The sequence below is a fragment of the Pseudomonas sp. GW821-FHT02H06 genome, assembly GCF_059421525.1.
The window spans coordinates 166,702-183,966 of sequence record NZ_JBWKVD010000011.1; the positions used below are offsets into that span (position 1 = coordinate 166,702).

General features: G+C 62.0%; 12 protein-coding genes. 4 read left to right on the forward strand and 8 right to left on the reverse strand.

The genetic code is table 11. The annotated features are described in order from the left end of the window. Nucleotides 1-73 precede the first annotated feature (73 nt). From AC07VF_RS18555 to AC07VF_RS18575, 5 genes are all read right to left on the reverse strand, one after another. Nucleotides 74-889 (reverse strand): OmpA family protein, encoded by an 816-nt coding sequence (locus AC07VF_RS18555; protein WP_495009701.1) that lies wholly within the window; start codon nt 887-889, stop codon nt 74-76. Beyond that, the gene (locus AC07VF_RS18560; protein ID WP_495009727.1) at nt 886-1,239 is read right to left on the reverse strand and encodes a DUF4398 domain-containing protein; all 354 of its coding nucleotides are present in this window, start codon (nt 1,237-1,239) and stop codon (nt 886-888) included. Before AC07VF_RS18560 ends, AC07VF_RS18555 begins: the two co-directional genes overlap by 4 nt. A gap of 21 nt (nt 1,240-1,260) precedes the next feature. Continuing rightward, nucleotides 1,261-2,082, reverse strand: coding sequence for a substrate-binding periplasmic protein (locus AC07VF_RS18565; protein WP_495009726.1), 822 nt, complete (start codon nt 2,080-2,082; stop codon nt 1,261-1,263). A 128-nt stretch (nt 2,083-2,210) separates the two neighbouring features. Beyond that, nucleotides 2,211-3,140: an electron transfer flavoprotein subunit alpha/FixB family protein gene (locus AC07VF_RS18570; RefSeq protein WP_495009700.1), complete on the reverse strand. Its 930-nt coding sequence runs from the start codon at nt 3,138-3,140 to the stop codon at nt 2,211-2,213. Further along, nucleotides 3,140-3,889: an electron transfer flavoprotein subunit beta/FixA family protein gene (locus AC07VF_RS18575; RefSeq protein WP_282372558.1), complete on the reverse strand. Its 750-nt coding sequence runs from the start codon at nt 3,887-3,889 to the stop codon at nt 3,140-3,142. The genes AC07VF_RS18570 and AC07VF_RS18575 overlap by 1 nt, the downstream gene beginning before the upstream one ends. A 549-nt stretch (nt 3,890-4,438) precedes the next feature. On the opposite strand from AC07VF_RS18575, the gene AC07VF_RS18580 reads away from it, so the two are divergent. After that, nucleotides 4,439-6,103 (forward strand): electron transfer flavoprotein-ubiquinone oxidoreductase, encoded by a 1,665-nt coding sequence (locus AC07VF_RS18580; RefSeq protein ID WP_495009699.1) that lies wholly within the window; start codon nt 4,439-4,441, stop codon nt 6,101-6,103. 136 nt (nt 6,104-6,239) lie between these two features. Here AC07VF_RS18580 and AC07VF_RS18585 read toward each other — a convergent pair whose 3' ends face one another. Next, a complete protein-coding gene (locus AC07VF_RS18585; RefSeq protein ID WP_495009698.1) occupies nt 6,240-7,145 on the reverse strand; it encodes an AraC family transcriptional regulator in 906 nt (301 codons plus the stop codon). Between the two features lie 178 nt (nt 7,146-7,323). On the opposite strand from AC07VF_RS18585, the gene AC07VF_RS18590 reads away from it, so the two are divergent. Further along, complete coding sequence (locus AC07VF_RS18590) at nt 7,324-8,376, forward strand: NAD(P)-dependent alcohol dehydrogenase (protein WP_495009697.1); 1,053 nt, start codon at nt 7,324-7,326, stop codon at nt 8,374-8,376. Nucleotides 8,377-8,419: 43 nt separating this feature from the next. On the opposite strand, the gene AC07VF_RS18595 is transcribed toward AC07VF_RS18590, so the two are convergent. Together AC07VF_RS18595 and AC07VF_RS18600 are read right to left on the reverse strand one after the other, a co-directional pair. Beyond that, complete coding sequence (locus AC07VF_RS18595) at nt 8,420-9,106, reverse strand: AlgP family protein (RefSeq protein ID WP_495009696.1); 687 nt, start codon at nt 9,104-9,106, stop codon at nt 8,420-8,422. Between the two features lie 222 nt (nt 9,107-9,328). After that, nucleotides 9,329-10,132: an IclR family transcriptional regulator gene (locus tag AC07VF_RS18600; protein WP_495009695.1), complete on the reverse strand. Its 804-nt coding sequence runs from the start codon at nt 10,130-10,132 to the stop codon at nt 9,329-9,331. A 693-nt stretch (nt 10,133-10,825) separates the two neighbouring features. Here AC07VF_RS18600 and eprS point away from each other — a divergent pair. Both eprS and AC07VF_RS18610 read left to right on the forward strand, forming a co-directional pair. After that, nucleotides 10,826-13,828 (forward strand): autotransporter serine peptidase EprS, encoded by a 3,003-nt coding sequence (gene eprS / locus AC07VF_RS18605; protein WP_495009694.1) that lies wholly within the window; start codon nt 10,826-10,828, stop codon nt 13,826-13,828. A gap of 151 nt (nt 13,829-13,979) precedes the next feature. Next, a complete protein-coding gene (locus tag AC07VF_RS18610; RefSeq protein ID WP_495009693.1) occupies nt 13,980-17,090 on the forward strand; it encodes an autotransporter domain-containing protein in 3,111 nt (1,036 codons plus the stop codon). Nucleotides 17,091-17,265: the final 175 nt, after the last annotated feature.

The following is a 17,265-nucleotide window of genomic DNA, read 5'->3' on the forward strand; positions in this document are numbered from 1 at the left end:
TACGGTGACAGTTCCTGTTCCGGCTAGAGGGCGCGGTGTTTGAATCACCCGGATCCTGACAATCCCGTGATCCTTAACGAGGCGCGCTCAGATGGCCCTTGTCGTCGGAGAACACAATTTCCACACGACGATTCTGCGCACGCCCGCTTTCGGAGGTGTTTGCGTCCACCGGGTACTGATCGCCGTAACCCTCGACCTGAATCCGGTCTTCCTCGATGCCCAGATCAGACAGCACGTCAGCCACGGCCTGTGCACGGTCTTTCGACAGCGCGAGGTTTTCCTGAGCGTCGCCGGTGCTGTCGGTGTAACCCTCGATGCGCACCACGCGCTTGGGATTGAATTGCAGGAACTGCACGACCTTCAGCACCGTGCGATTGGCCGAGCTTTTCAGTTCGGCGCGGCCGGTGTCAAACAGCATGTCGCCCAAGGTCATCACCAGCCCGCGCTCGTTCTGCTGCGTCGACAGGCTGATCACCTGATCTTCGGCCCACTTGCCCTGCTGCTGTGCGCCGGCCAGCTTGGCTTCACGCAGCGCCAGTTGCAGACGCTGACGTTCCAGCTCCAGCCGCGCGAGCTTTTCCTGATTCAACAGCAGCTTGCTGTGCTCCCGGGCGATCGCGCTGTAACGGCTGCTCAGGTAGGCGTAATGACTGACGTCGTCAGCGCTGCCGATGTAGCTCGACAGGCGCTCGGCCCTGCCCAGCAACTCGCCGGCGCGGATGACGTCCTTCGGCGCGCTGCGCAGAACGTTGGTGTCTTCCTTGACCTTCTGGTAATCGGCAATGGCGCCCTGCAGCGCCTGCTCACTGTTCTGGTGGCCGGCACAGCCGGCAAGACCGGCACTGACCAGCAAGAGGCCGAGACTGAGGGTTCGCGCAACGGCATTCATTGGCCAGCCCCCAACTGCTTGCGCAGACGCTCGAGGCGGATATTGACCTGGGCCACCTGCGCTTCGCTCTTCTGCGTCAGCACTCGGGCCTCGGCCAGACGCGCGTCCAGCTCGGCCTGTTCGGCCTGCATGCGCGCGTCCTTGTAGGACTTGTCCGCGATGTAGGCGCGAGCCTGGGCCAGCTTCGTCTGCGCTGTCACCAGGTCCGGCTCTTCATCCGTAGCACCGACTGCGGCGGCCTGGGCGACGGCCTGTTCGGTGAGCTTGAGTTGTTCGGTGGGCGCCGGGTCGTTGGCACAGCCCACGAGGGCGGCGAGCACGACGGCGGCGAATACAGGCTGGATTTTCAAAAGAAAGCTCAAAACACATTCCTACTGATGGAGGGCGCTACCGGACTGCTGCAACTGGATTTTCCACAGGTCCAGATTGCGCGTGACGGCTTCACTGGAGCGACCGGAAGCCTCCAATTCTGTCATTTTTTTCGCCAGCTGTCCGCGCAGCCATGGATCGTTGCAGGCGGAGTTGAACGACAGCGCCAGATAAAAGCCCGGCCGATCGAGGGGCAGTGGCTGGGTTTGCAGGTCTTTGGCGATGTCCAGCGCCTGGGTCACGGCCATACCGGCATAGCGGCCGGCGAGGACAAACTCGACCTGCCCCGCCGCGAGCTTCTGAAAGGCCTTGGGGAGGCTGGCCTGCTTCTCCAGCGTCAGGTGCGCCTTGATTGCCTCATCGAATCCGGCGGTCACGCGGGTCTTTTCGGACATGGCGCCGGGATGGCCCTGTAGATCGGCCAGGGAATTGAACGGCTGCTCATGACCGTTGCGGGTCCAGACCATGATTTCGTTCTGGGCAATGGGCGGGTGGATGAAGTCCAGGGATTCCAGCTCGGCGCTGTTGAGCGGCGTGTCGGCGAGCATGTCCATGCGCCCGGTGCGCACCTCTTCCAGGGCCTGGCTGCGCTTGCCGCCATACAGCAGCTCGACCTTGACGCCGATCTGTTGCGCCACCTCCTTGAGCAGGTCGGCATTGGCGCCCATCAGGTGCTTGGGGTCCTGCGGGTCGCGCCACAGGTACGGCGGGGCGTCAGGGCTGCCGGTGACGATCAGCCGGTCACACTTGCCCGCCGACCAGGCCAGCGACGGCAGCAACAGCAACCCGCTCAGCAGTGAAGCCAGCGTCTGCTTTGGCGACAACATGACAACGTCCTTTTTTGAGCCCATAAAAAAACCCGTCAGTTCCGACTGCCTGAGCGCTGGTTCATAGTGAACACGCTTGCGGCAGCCCGAACGAACGGGTTCTCTTTATAAGTCAGGGAAGTGGATTAAACCAGCTTCTCCAACTCCGGGATCGCTTCGAACAGATCCGCCACAAGGCCATAATCGGCCACCTGGAAGATTGGCGCTTCTTCGTCCTTGTTGATCGCGACAATCACTTTGGAGTCTTTCATGCCGGCCAGGTGCTGGATCGCGCCGGAGATGCCGACCGCGAGGTACAGCTGCGGCGCGACGATCTTGCCGGTCTGGCCGACCTGCATGTCGTTGGGCACGAAGCCTGCGTCGACGGCCGCGCGGGAAGCGCCGACCGCTGCACCCAGCTTGTCAGCCAGGGTGTACAGGTGCTTGAAGTTGTCACCGTTCTGCATGCCGCGGCCGCCGGAAACGACGATCTTGGCAGCGGTCAGTTCCGGACGATCGGACTTGGCCAGTTCTTCGCTGACGAAGGACGACTTGCCGGCATCGTGGGCTGCGCTCACGGCTTCAACCGAAGCAGAACCGCCCTCGGCTGCCACTGCATCGAAGCCGGTGGCGCGAACGGTGATGACTTTCACGGCTGCCGACGACTGAACGGTCGAAATAGCGTTACCGGCATAGATCGGGCGCTTGAAGGTGTCAGCGCTTTCGACCGAGATGATCTCGGAGATCTGATCGACGTCCAGGTGCGCTGCGACGCGGGGCAGGATGTTCTTGCCGTTGGAAGTTGCAGCAGCCAGCACGTGGCTGTAAGCCGAAGCCAGCTCGACCACCAGCGGGGCGACGTTTTCCGGCAGTTGGTGCTCGTAGGCGGCGTTGTCAGCCACGAGGACCTTGGACACACCGGCGATTTTTGCAGCAGCTTCGCCGACGGCAGCGACGTTCAGGCCGGCGACCAGAACGTGGATGTCACCACCGATTTTGGTGGCTGCGGCAACGGTATTCAGGGTGGCGGGAGCGATTGCGCCGTTTTCGTGCTCAGCGATAACCAGGGTCGTCATCAGATCACCTTCGCTTCGTTTTTCAGTTTATCAACCAGTTCAGCAACCGACTTGACCTTGATGCCTGCGCTGCGGGCAGCCGGGGCTTCAACTTTCAGGGTCTTGTTGGTGGACGCAGTCGAAACACCCAACGCATCAGGCGTCAGCACTTCGAGGGGCTTCTTCTTGGCTTTCATGATGTTTGGCAGCGACGCGTAGCGCGGCTCGTTCAAACGCAGGTCGGTGGTGACGATGGCTGGCAGCTTGAGCGATACGGTCTGCGCGCCGGCGTCGATTTCACGGGTGACGTTGACGCTGTCGCCGGACACTTCGACTTTGGAGGCGAAGGTGCCTTGGGCATAACCGCTCAGCGCAGCCAGCATCTGGCCGGTCTGGTTGTTGTCGCTGTCGATCGCCTGTTTGCCGAGAATGACCAGTTGCGGCTGCTCCTTGTCGACAACGGCCTTGAGCAACTTAGCCACGGCCAGGGAGGTCAGTTCGTCCGCGGATTCCACGAGGATGGCGCGATCGGCACCCAGTGCCAGCGCGGTACGCAGTTGCTCCTGAGCGGTGGTCGGGCCGATGGAAACGACGACGATCTCGGTCGCAACGCCCTTCTCTTTCAGGCGCACGGCTTCTTCTACAGCGATTTCGCAGAAGGGGTTCATCGACATTTTAACGTTGGCGAGATCGACGCCGGAGTTGTCCGCTTTGACGCGAACCTTGACGTTGTAGTCGACCACTCGTTTGACAGCTACAAGAACCTTCATGGATTCCTCGTTTCTCTCCGGTGAAAAGAAATCGCCAGGCCAGGCCCGGCGATGGGTACTCGTCAGTGTAAGGAACACCTGTGAAAACAACGTATTCACGGTTGCTGAATGCGGATGTCAGCAAAAGCGGCCACACTACGGCGGCAATCCAAGCCAGACGCCGATCGCCCGTGTAAACTGCAGCGCGCCGCCGGCCTGAGGCTGACGGTTGCGCGGGGCGATGCTCACGTTGCTTTTACCGGTGTTCTGCTACCGACGGTTCGTACGCAATCATCAGGGCTGACAGCCAACCCGTAGCCAGCGCAAAACCGCCCGTATCTTGACCGCAACGTCTAGTCGGGTCAATACGACATAAACGCCAGTCACAAGCCGCCTCACCATGATTTATCAGGGTTTCGGCCGATTCAAACAAACGTTTGTATTGGACCTGTGAGGTGGTGTAGATATAATGCGCGCCTTTGAGATGACACCCGGGCCAACGACCTTCCCGGTGTCGGTTTAGCCATCAATAAAAAAATACGCCGTTAAGCCTTGAGTAGGAGATAGCCTGTGGAACGCGAATTTATGGAGTTCGACGTCGTCATCGTCGGAGCCGGGCCCGCCGGGCTGTCTGCCGCTTGCCGCCTGAAACAGAGAGCCGCTGACACCGGTCAGGAAATCAGCGTCTGCGTGGTGGAAAAAGGCTCCGAAGTCGGTGCCCACATACTCTCCGGTGCGGTGTTCGAACCCCGCGCCCTCAACGAGTTGTTCCCTGAATGGAAAGCCCTCGGCGCCCCGCTCAACACGCCGGTCAAAAGTGACGACATCTATGTGCTGACCGGTGCCGACGCCAGTCAGAAAGTCCCGGGCGCATTCGTGCCCAAGACCATGCACAACGAAGGCAATTACATCATCTCCCTGGGCAACCTGTGCCGCTGGATGGCGCAGCAGGCCGAGAACCTGGGCGTAGAGATCTACCCGGGCTTTGCGGCTCAGGAAGCGCTGATCGATGAAAACGGCGTGGTCCGCGGGATTCTCACCGGCGATCTGGGCGTGGACCGTGAAGGCAATCCGAAAGAAGGCCTGTACACCCCCGGCATGGAACTGCGCGGCAAGTACACGCTGTTCGCCGAAGGCTGCCGTGGTCACATCGGCAAGCAACTGATCAACCGCTTCAACCTAGACAGCGAAGCCGACGCCCAGCATTACGGCATCGGCCTGAAGGAAATCTGGGAAGTCGATCCGGCCAAACATCAGCCAGGCCTGGTGGTGCACACCGCCGGCTGGCCGCTGGATATCATGGGCACCGAAAACACCGGCGGCTCGTTCCTTTACCACCTGGAAAACAATCAGGTCGTGGTCGGGCTGATCGTGGATCTGTCCTACGCCAACCCGTACTTGTCGCCGTTCGACGAATTCCAGCGCCTCAAGCACCATCCGGTCCTCAAGCAGTATCTGGAGGGCGGCAAGCGCATCAGCTACGGGGCGCGGGCGATCTGCAAGGGCGGCCTGAATTCGCTGCCGAAGATGGTCTTCCCCGGCGGCGCGCTGATCGGTTGCGACTTGGGCACGCTGAACTTCGCCAAGATCAAGGGCAGCCACACCGCCATGAAGTCCGGCATGCTCGCCGCTGAAGCGGTGGCGGATGCACTGTTCGCCGGCAATGAGGGTGGCGACGCGCTCAACGGCTACGTCGAGGGCTTCAAGGCCAGTTGGCTGCATGAAGAGCTGTTCGCCAGCCGCAACTTCGGCCCGGCGGTGCACAAGTTCGGCGCGATTTTCGGTGGCGCGTTCAACTTCATCGACCAGAACCTGTTCGGCGGCAAAATCCCCTTCACCCTGCACGACACCAAGCCGGACTACGCGTGCATGAAGCTGGCGGCCGATTCGAAGAAGATCGATTACCCGAAACCCGACGGCAAGCTGAGCTTCGACAAATTAAGCTCGGTGTTCATCTCCGGCACCAACCACGAAGAAGAGCAGCCGTGCCACTTGAAGCTGAAGGATCCGAGCATCCCGATCAGCGTCAACCTGCCCAAGTGGGATGAGCCTGCTCAGCGGTACTGCCCGGCGGGGGTTTACGAGGTGGTGACCCAGGAAGACGGCGCCAAGCGCTTCCAGATCAACGCGCAGAACTGCGTCCACTGTAAAACCTGTGACATCAAGGATCCGTCGCAGAACATTACCTGGGTAGCACCGGAAGGCGCAGGCGGCCCGACCTATCCCAATATGTAATGGATTCTGAGTAGGACCGGCTTTAGCCGGGAAAGCGTCAGCGGCCACATCGCACAATTGATGTTGCACACACTGACCTCTTCCCGGCTGAAGCCGGTCCTACCGCCGGGAAGCTTTTGAGGTTCGGCATCACCCCTCACGCTGATATCTTCAGCCGCTCGCCCTCTTCCCCCGGATTGCGCTCGAAGTAGCGTTTGTACTCGCGACTGAATTGCGACGTGCTCTGATACCCGACCTTGTGCGCGACCTGCGCCACCCCCATGCCCTCGCCGATGAGCATCTGCTGGGCCTTGAGCAGGCGCACGCGTTTCAGGTACTGAACGGGTGACAGCAGCGTGCTGCGCTTGAAATGCTCATGAAAGGTCGAGGCGCTCATGTTGGCGCAGCGGGCCAGATCCTCGACGCTCAGGGCCTGATCGTAATGGTCGCGCAGGTATTGCAGCGACGCCGCAATGCGCGCGAAGTGGCCGGTCTGTTCGACCAATGCCCGCAGCACTCCGGCTTGGGGACCGCGCAACGCGGCGTACACCACTTCCCTGACACGGGCCTGCCCCATCACTTGCGCGTCCAGCGGATCGTGCAGGCAGCGCAGCAACCGCTCGACGCTCTCGCGCATTGGCGCGTCCAGTTCAGCCGACGTCATGGATTCCGGCGTTTGCGCCCTGACCTTCACGTTCGGCGCCTCGCCCATGGCCTGCACCAGCTCGCCCAGCAGCGCGCGATCGATTGACACGGCGACGCCATACATGGGCGCTTCGGCCGTGGCGAAGGTCTCGCACATGAACGGCACCGACAACGCCTGCACCAGATAATGACCGGCGCCGTATTCCAGCGTTCGCGGGCCGAGGCGCGCGAGTTTGCTGCCCTGGGCGATGATCACCAGGCTGGGTTCATAGATCTGCGGGCTGCTGGCGACGTAGTAATCCCAGGACATCGCCTGCACGCCCGGCACGAGGGTATCGACGAAACCCGGGCGCGGCGCCAGGGGCTTGATGAGAGAGACCAACTCGGCGTTGGCGTCGGAATGAGAAACAGGAGACATGGGCAGCCATACGGAGGATTTGACACCGCCATCATCGCAGATCAGCCCCGCGCGGCGTGAATCGATGTGTCAGGTTCGGAGGATCAGGCATGACAGGCGGAGGAATGACCATGGCCGGCGACGTCCCGGCTGCGGACAATGCACCGCCTCAACCGTCATCGTTTTTGCGAGGTTCTTCATGTACACAGCGATCGGTTACGCCGCCCAGTCCGCCACCGCTCCCCTCGCCCGCATGACGTTCAGCCGCCGCAGCCCGCGGCCGGACGACGTGGCCATCGAGATCCTCTACTGCGGCGTCTGCCACTCCGACATCCACCAGGCACGCAACGAGTGGGGCATCGCCGTGTACCCGCTGATGCCCGGCCACGAGATCGTCGGCAAGGTCACCGAAGTCGGCGCCAACGTCAGCAAGCACAAAGTCGGCGATCTGGTCGGCGTCGGCTGCATGGTCGATTCCTGCCGTCAGTGCGAAGCCTGCGCGCAGGACCTCGAGCAATATTGCCTCGAAGGTCCAACCATGACCTACGCCACTCCGGACCGCGTCGACGGCAGCAACACCATGGGCGGCTATTCCAACAGCATCGTGGTCAGCGAGCACTTCGTCGTGCGTATCCCGGAGAAACTCGACCTGGCCGCTGCGGCGCCAATCCTGTGTGCGGGCATCACCACCTACTCGCCGCTCAAGCATTACGGCGTCAAGGCCGGCGACAAAGTGGGCGTGCTGGGCATGGGCGGTCTGGGCCACATGGGCATCAAGTTCGCCAAGGCCATGGGCGCAGAAGTGACGCTGTTCACCCGCTCGGCGAGCAAGGCTGAAGAAGGTCGTCGTCAGGGCGCCGATCACGTCATCGTCTCGACGGATGCCGAGCAAATGAAAGCCGCTGCCGGTCATTTCGACTTCCTGCTGGACACCATTCCGGTGCAGCACGACTTGAACCCCTACCTGGAAACCCTGCGTTTTGACGGCGTGCACATTCTCGTCGGCCTGATCGAACCCGTCGATCCGGCGCTGCATGCGGCCAATCTGGTGATGAAGCGTCGCGTGCTGGCGGGTTCACTGATCGGTGGTATCGCCGAAACCCAGGAGGTGCTGGATTTCTGCGCCGAGCACGGCATCACCTGCGACATCGAGATGCTCGACATCAAGAACATCAACGAGGCCTATACCCGCATGATTGCGGGCGATGTGAAGTACCGTTTCGTGATTGACATGGCCACGTTGAAGGCCTGATCCACCGGTCGCCCCGCGCAATGCGGGGCGACCGGCGACACCACTAAAGCGAGCCCTCGAGCCATTCCGGCTGGAGCGCGGATTCAGCATGAGGCGCCTCATCCGGCTCGGGCGCAGCGCTGGCCTCGGCGACCCCGTGGGCCAATGGTGCAACCTCGCTGGGTGCATGCTTTCGTCCCTTGACCACCGTCACCGTGGGCTTGGCGACCACCGCATTAGCAATCGCTTTCAGTGCTGTTGCCTGCTTTGCAGCGCGCAGGGTCGCGGGCGAAGGCTTCACGGCAGATTTGGCGGCCACTTCCATTTGTGCGGATGGCAAGCTACCTCCGTCTTCTCGCTGGCGCAGCATTTCACCGGCGGCTTCACGTACCTTGCCCACGCCCTGCACCAACGTGAGACTTACGTGAATGTCGTGCTTCAAGTGACTGATGTATTGCCGGGTCTCATCGATCTGAAGTTGCAACTCAACCAAAGCGGCCTCAAGCAGTGAGAGAGTGGCTCGCAGCTTCGTCTGCTTTTTGCGTTTTGCGGTAGGCGTGGAGTCGAGACGGGCCCGCTGCTTGCCACGCTTTTTTTCCACCTTGCTGTGCTTCTTTTCGAACCTGGAAAGCTTCTTCTCAGCGTCAGCGAGGGCTTGTCCGCAGGCCTGCTCAAAATGCTCCAGCAAAATGGTGGTGAGTTCCTGAAGCAGCAGCAGCGGTGTGAGCTGTATTTTTTTTCTACTCGCCATAACATCCCTCCTTCGCGAATCACGCGTGCCTTGGCCGGACGGCCGCTGGCCTCTGAACAATTAGGACCGCGGGTCGGGGTTATGGTTGGGTCAATCACAAAGCCATTTCTCGATCTCGTCACCTGCAGGCGCTTCCCGGGTTTTCAGCAATGTGTGATTGCCGCCCGTTGCGTCAACGTTTCGCCCGTTCCCCCTTCCTGCTCTGCTCTGCGCAGCGACACGCTAGCCGCCCAGCTCCGCCGACAGCCGTGCCGCCGCGTCCTTGATCACCGGCACCAGGTCGGCCATTTTTTCCAGCGGCATGTACGGCACGGTGCTGGCGATGCTGATGCCAGCGACGATCTGTTTGCTGGCGTCACGCACCGGCGCGGCCACGCAGCGAATGGACGGCTCGTTGTCTTCCAGATCGAATGCATAACCGCCCCGCACGTACTCGTGCATGCGCGCCTGCACCTGCTCCCAGGTCTGTTCTTCATGGGCCGGCCACAGCGGGTTTTTGCCGGTGGTCGGCACGCTGATTTCGTACAGCCGCTGCCATTCGCTTTCCGGGCTGTCCAGCAGCAACGCCTTGCCGATGCCGGTGCGCGCCAGCGGCATGCGATGGCCCACCCGCGAACGCATCTCCGGGCCATTGCGCCCGGGATTTTTATGCAGGTACAAGACTTCGTCACCGTCGCGCATCGCCAGGTGCACGGTGTCGCCGGTGAGCGCCGACAGTTCGTCGAGAAAGGGTCTGGCCAGCACCAAAAGCGGCACTTCTTCCTGGGCCTGGAATCCCAGCTCGATCAACCTGGGCCCCAGCACATAACCCGTTTGCGGCAACACCCGCAGGTAACGCTCCTCCACCAGGCAACTGGCAAGCCGGTGAGTGGTGCTGCGCGTGGTGCCGATCAGCCGGGCGATTTCCTTGAGGTCGCGAGCGCCGCTGGCGACCGCCTGAATCACGCCCAGGCCGCGAATCAGCGTTTGCGTGCCGGTGGGTGCAGGGTCTTTGCCAGTGACGGCGGTGTCGGATGCATCTTGCATGGCGCGCCTTATCGAATCAGAAAACCGGCGTCATTATCGTCGCCAGGCTTGAAGCCTGCCAGCGCTGCAGAGCATCTTACTTTCATACGGCGGGACGTCGCGACCTGGCGCTGGCTGTCGCTGCCGATGCACTGAAGTGTTGCGGAACAATCCGACCGACTCATGAGCCTCCCTGGAGCGGCACCTGGTTCCGCAAGCACGGCTTCGGTACGGTGCCCAGTGAACACACAGCCGAGGGTTTGAAACAGGTTATGGACGAAGCATCGCTTGCCGCGCCAGCACTGCGCTAAGTTGCGCAAACATAATAATTGAGCCAGCGGCCCCTTTGGCGCTCGTGTACTTAACGCCCATTACTGCTGATTCACGCTAGTTATGACTTGAATAAATCCTTGCTACGCATCCCGCATAGAACTGTGACTGTGGAAGGTTCGCCAAGGCGCGTACGCCAGATCAACTAAACGCGCTACTTTTTTTGGGATAATGCAACTAAAAGGCCACTATCCCACACCCCCCTTAGTTGTGCCCGGACCGCCTGGATGCCTTGTCACAGCGCCTTATGGCTAATTATCTGCATTTTTTCCATTCGTTGGCTTTGTATCAAAATTGAAACAAATGAGTTGCCATACCCTGCGCAGCGGACTATTTTCTTACGGCGCTCACTAGGGAGCTAATAACTAAAAAAGGTGTGCAGGGATGCGAAGGTTCAAGCCGTCCAATGCTGTCCGTTATTCCATTAAACCCGCAACCACGACCGCACTTTGCGCGTTGTCTTTTACCTTTGGCTGTTCGGCGTATGCCGACTATGCAGAACAGGGCAAGTTAGGCGACGCGGCCAGTTGGCGCTCGGAAGAATTTCAGAGCGACTGGGGATTGGGCCGTATCCAGGCTGATCAGGCCTATGCTGCCGGTATCACCGGCAACGGCGTAAAAATCGGCGCGATGGACTCGGGATTCGCCCCCTCTCATCCCGAAGCCAGCCCATCCCGCTACCATGCGGTAACGGCCAACGGCACCTACGTAAATGGTTCGCCCTTTAGCGTCACGGGTGCCATCAACCCCAATAACGATACCCACGGCACGCACGTGACCGGGACCATGGGCGCGGCCCGTGATGGCGTTGGCATGCATGGCGTGGCGTACAACGCGCAAATCTATGTGGCCAACACCAACCAGAGCGATAGCTTCTTGTTTGGCCCGAGCCCAGACCCGCAGTACTTCAAGGCGGCCTATGGCGCGCTGGCCGATGCCGGTGTGCGGGCGATTAACAACAGTTGGGGTAGCCAGCCGCCGGATGTGACCTACGCGACACTGGAAGGCGTGCAGGCCGCTTATGCCCAGCATTACAACCGGGGCACCTGGCTGGATGAAGCGGCTAACGTCTCGCGCAAGGGCGTGATCAACGTCTTCAGTGCTGGCAATACTGGCTATGCGAACGCCAGTGTGCGTTCTGCGCTGCCATATTTCGAGCCAGACCTGGAAGGCCACTGGCTGGCGGTGTCTGGTCTGGATAGCGCCAATGCCCAGCGCTACAACCAGTGCGGCATTGCCAAATATTGGTGCATCACCACACCTGGGAGGCTTATCAACAGCACCGTGCCGGGCGGCGGCTATGCGCTCAAGTCCGGTACGTCCATGGCCGCGCCCCATGCCACCGGCGCACTGGCGCTGGTGATGGAGCGCTACCCTTACATGAACAACGAGCAGGCCTTGCAGGTGCTGCTCACCACCGCGACCCAGCTCGATGGTTCGGTCACCCAGGCGCCTAATGGCACTGTGGGCTGGGGCGTGGTCAACCTGGAGCGGGCCATGCGCGGGCCAGGCCAGTTGCTGGGCACCTTCGATGCCACCCTGGGCGCCGGCCGAACCGATGTCTGGAGTAACGATATTTCTGATCAGGCGTTGATCCAGCGTCAGGCCGAGGACACTGCCGAACAGGCCGCCTGGCGGCAAACCCTGGTCAACAGAGGTTGGCAGAACGGCGTGGCCAGCACCGCCAGCCAACAGGACCAGACCGACTACGCCGTGGGCACCGCCCGTGCTGCGGCCGCGGCTCAGCGCCAGTACCAAGGGAGCCTGATCAAGTCCGGCGCGGGCCGATTGATCCTTGAAGGGAACAATACCTATCGCGGCGACACCCAAGTCAACGGTGGTGTGCTGTCGGTCAATGGCTCCCTGGCGTCCGCCGTGCAGGTCAATGCGGGTGGCACCTTGGGCGGCAATGGGCAGGTCGGTAACCTCACCGCGTTGAGCGGCGGGCAGGTGGCGCCGGGTAACTCCATCGGCACCTTGCGAGTGAACGGTGACTTAACCTTCGCGCCAGGCTCAACCTACGCGGTAGAGCTTTCGCCAACGGCCAGTGACCGCATTGTGGCCACCGGCAGTGCCACGGTGTCGGGAGCCAACATGACCCTGGCCCTGGACCCAACACCGCTGGCCTTGAATGCCACGCCTGGCCAGACCCTGCTTGGCCGCCAGTACAGCGTGTTGCAGGCCGCCAATGGTGTGAACGGGCAGTTCGCAGCGGTTACCTCCCACTACGCTTTCCTCGGCGGCCGGTTGGACTACGCCGCTAACGGCGTTGCGCTGAATATCGAACGCACGGCGGCTTTCGACAGCGTGGCGCAAACCCCTAACCAGGCAGCCGTGGCCTCGGCCGCCGAACAATTGGGAGCGGGGAACGCGGTGTATGAAAACCTGCTGCTCGCGCCAAGTGCCGCCTCGGCCCGGGAGAGTTTCCAGCAGCTGTCGGGCGAGATCTACCCGGCAGTCGCCACCCAATTGATCAACGACAGCCGCTATGTGCGTGATGCGGTTGGCGAGCGCCTGGGCACCAGCGTGTTCGGCGCCGATGCCCATACGGCGGCGCAAGACAATGTGTGGTTCAAGGCCTTGGGCGCGTGGGGCAAAACGGATTCCCGTAGCGATACGGCTGGCTATACCTCGTCCATTGGCGGCGTGCTGGCGGGGGTCGACGGCAACGTAGGTGACGACACGCGCCTTGGCCTGCTCGGCGGCTACAGTGACAGCTCGGTCAACATGGGCTCGGGTACCCATTCCCGTGCATCAGTGGACAGCTACCATCTGGGCGCCTACCTGGGTCATGAGATCGGCGCCTGGCGCTTGACCCTCGGCGGTGCCTACAGCTGGCACCGGATCGATGCCCACCGCGATGTACAGGTCGGCGGCGCCAGTGGCCGGGAGAAAACCAAGCACGATGCGCAAACCGCACAGGTATTCACCGAAGCGGCGTACCGTATTCAGTTGCAGCCCGCAGTGCTTGAGCCCTTCGCTAACCTGGCCTATGTCCACCTTGGCACTGACAGCTTCAGCGAGAAGGGCGATGCCGCTGCGCTTGCCTCCGGCAGCGATACCCGTGAAGCCGTGCTCGGCACGCTGGGTGTACGGGCGCTTAAAACCATCGCAATCAATGATCATCAGAAGCTGGACCTGTCCGGCAGCCTGGGCTGGCAGCACAACCTGAGCGACACCGATTCAGAGCAGCACATGGCCTTTGCGGCAGGCGGCAGCAGCTTTGGCATCGAAAGTTCGCCCCTGGTACGTGACGCGGCCCTGGTGGGTGCCCATGCCCGCATGGCGCTGAGCCGTGAGGCCAGCGTTAGCCTGGACTACAACGGCCAACTGGCCAGCCGTGAAAAAAGCCACGGCATCGGCTTGAGCCTTAACTGGCAGTTCTAAACGCAAACCGGCAGGGCGAACCAGGCCATCGCCCACCGCTTGCATAAGGCTGAATGTTTCAACCTACCCATTGTTGGAAAAAGAACGAAGCGGATGCCAAGACGGCATTCGTGCGGGGTTTTGTGTGCGTTAACTAAGGACAGTTATATCTATGAAAGAGCTATCCACCACTCGACAGGTTGCTGTCAGCTCCATTCGGCACGCTATTCGGCAAGCCAATCGCGCTTCTTGCGGCGCCCTCGCCTGTTACCTGGCCACCCTCGGTGTAGCCCATGCTGCGCCTTACGTAGAAGCCGGCCAGACCGGGAATGTCGCCAGTTGGCGCAGCCCGGAGTTCACGGCCCAATGGGGGCTGGGCGCGATCAACGCCGACCAGGCCTACGCGGCCGGTTACACCGGCAAGGGCGTGAAGTTGGGGATTTTCGATCAGCCGGTGTACGCACCGCACCCGGAATTCGCCAGCCCGGATAAGGTGATCAACCTGGTTACCAGTGGCATTCGCGAGTACACCGACCCCTATATTCCGGTAAAGGCCGGCGACGCCTTCCGTTACGACGGCGCCCCTACCCCTGACTCCAACGGCCGGCTGGGTAACCATGGCACCCACGTAGGTGGCATCGCTGGCGGCAACCGAGACGGCGGGCCCATGCACGGCGTGGCCTTCAACGCCCAGATCATCAGCGCCGACAACGGCGACCCAGGCCCGGAAGACGGGATTGTGCTGGGCAACGACGGCGCGGTTTACCAAGCTGGCTGGAACGCATTGGTCAGCAGTGGCGCGCGCATCATCAATAACAGCTGGGGCATCGGCATTACCGACCGCTTTGCCCAAGGCGGTCGCGACCCGGCCTTTCCGCACTTCACCGTGCAGGATGCGCAGCTGCAGTTCGATCAGATCCGACAGATCCTCGGCACTCGCCCAGGGGGCGCTTATCAGGGCGCCATCGATGCAGCGCGCAGCGGCGTGGTCACCATTTTCGCAGCAGGCAACGACTACAACCTGAACAACCCGGACGCCATGGCCGGACTCGGATATTTCGTGCCAGAGATCGCCCCCAACTGGCTGACGGTTGCTGCCTTGCAGCAAAACCCGAACGCCGCGGCCGCCGGCACCACGCCTTACACCTTGAGCACCTTTTCTTCTCGCTGCGGTTACACGGCCAGCTTCTGCGTGTCGGCGCCAGGTACGCGGATCTACAGCTCCGTGCTCAACGGCACCAGCCTGCAAGACCTGACCGTGGGCTGGGCCAACAAAAACGGTACCTCCATGGCCGCGCCCCATGTCGCGGGCAGCATGGCAGTACTGATGGAGCGCTTCCCCTACATGACCGGCGCACAGGTGGCCGACGTGTTGAAAACCACCGCCACCGACCTCGGCGCGCCTGGCGTGGACGCACTCTATGGCTGGGGCATGATCAACCTGGGGAAGGCCGTCAACGGCCCGAGCATGTTCGTCACCGAGGCGGATATTCCCGCCGAGTTTCGTATCAGCGGCGCCTATGGCGACAGCCAGTTCGTTGCCAACCTGCCGGGTACCGGCGCGGTGGTCGATGCCGGTAAACCGACCCAGCGCCTCTGCAGCGGGCCACAATGCGGGCGGGACGTGTGGAGCAATGACATAGCCGGGCATGGCGGCTTGACCAAGCTGGGTATCGGTACCTTGGTGCTGACCGGCGCCAACACCTACAGCGGCCCAACCCTGGTCAATGAAGGGCGCCTGGCGGTCAATGGTTCGCTGGCCTCGGCGGTGACCGTCAACGACACCGGCATACTGGGCGGCAACGGCCGGGTCGCGTCCCTTGCCGCCAACCGTGGCGGTACGGTGGCGCCGGGCAATTCCGTGGGCACCTTACAGGTGGCGGGGGACCTTAACCTGGCGCCCGGCGCTGTGTATGCCGTGGAGTTGTCGCCCGCTGGCAGCGACCGCATCATCGCCGGCGGACAGGCTACGGTGAGCGGTGCGACCATGGCCCTCTCGCTGGAAAACGGTGCCGGCTTCACCACAAGCGAGGTCAACAGCCTGATCGGCCGGCCGTTCAGCGTGCTGCAAGCCGCTGGCGGCGTGCAGGGCCAGTTTGGGTCGGTGCTGGATAACTACGCTTTCCTGGATGGCAACCTGGCCTACAGCGGTACGGGCGTTGCCCTGGCCCTGGAGCGCAACGGGGACAGCTTCGCCAGCGCCGCGCAAACCGCTAACCAGGCCAACGTAGCGGCGGCCGCCGAGCAATTAGGGGCCGGTAACGCGGTGTACGAAGAGCTGCTGTTGAGCCCTGATGCGGCTACCGCCCGGCGTGCCTACACCCAGTTGTCCGGCGAAGTGCACCCGGCCATCGCCACTCAGTTGATCAACGACAGCCGCCAGGTACGCGATGCCGTAGGTGATCGCCTGCGCGTCGAAGGGCTGTACGACCAGCCTGCGGCGGGCGTTGAAGGCAACAACCTGTGGGTGAAAGGCCTGGGCGCCTGGGGCAAGAACGGCGGCAGCAGCGACAGCGCCAGTTCAACCTCATCCCTGGGCGGCCTGCTCGCCGGTGTGGACGGCCTGGTGGCTGAGCAGACCCGGTTGGGCGCCATGGTCGGTTACAGCGATACCTCGTTAGGCATGGGTGACGACACCCATTCCAGCGCCTCGGCCGATAGCTACCACCTGGGTGCGTACATTGGCCACGAGGAAGGGGCGTTGCGCCTGACCGCAGGTGCATCCCATAGCTGGCACCGCATTGACGTCAAGCGAGACGTGCAACTGGGTACTTCGGCCGACCGCCTGAAGGTCAAGCGCGACGCGCAATCGACCCAGGTGTTCACCGAAGCGGCCTATCGCCTCAACCTGCAGCCTTTGGCGCTGGAGCCCTTCGCCAACCTGGCCTATGTGCACTTCGACAGCGACAGCTTTACGGAGAAAGGAGGCGACACGGCGCTCAAGGGTGATGACGACACCCGCGACACGGTGCTGTCCACGCTGGGCGCGCGTGCCGGTAGCCGGTTTAACCTCACCGATACCCAGAAACTGGACGTCTCAGGTACGTTGGGCTGGCAGCATAACCTGAGCGATACCTCGGCCGAGCAGCACCTGGCCTTTGCCAGCGGGGTGAATAGCTTTGCCGTGCAAAGCGTGTCCATGGACCGGGACGCCGCCGTCGTGGGCGCCCGCGCCAGCCTTGCTTTGAACCGGGATGCGCGGATCAACCTGGACTACAACGGCCTGCTGGGCGCCCGGGATAAAACCCACGGCGTAGGGCTGTCGCTGAATTGGGCGTTCTAACCTCAAGCGCTGCCTGAAAGCCTGCGCCAGCTCAGGTGCTCTTGCCAGATACTAAAAACCGTTTGAAGGGTCCACTTCGACCCTTCAAACGGTTCAGAAGCGATCCGGTAGAGCGCCTGAGCACCTGCGCGAAAGATTGCTCTCTTCGATCTAGACCACCCCTCAAGCCCGGTCT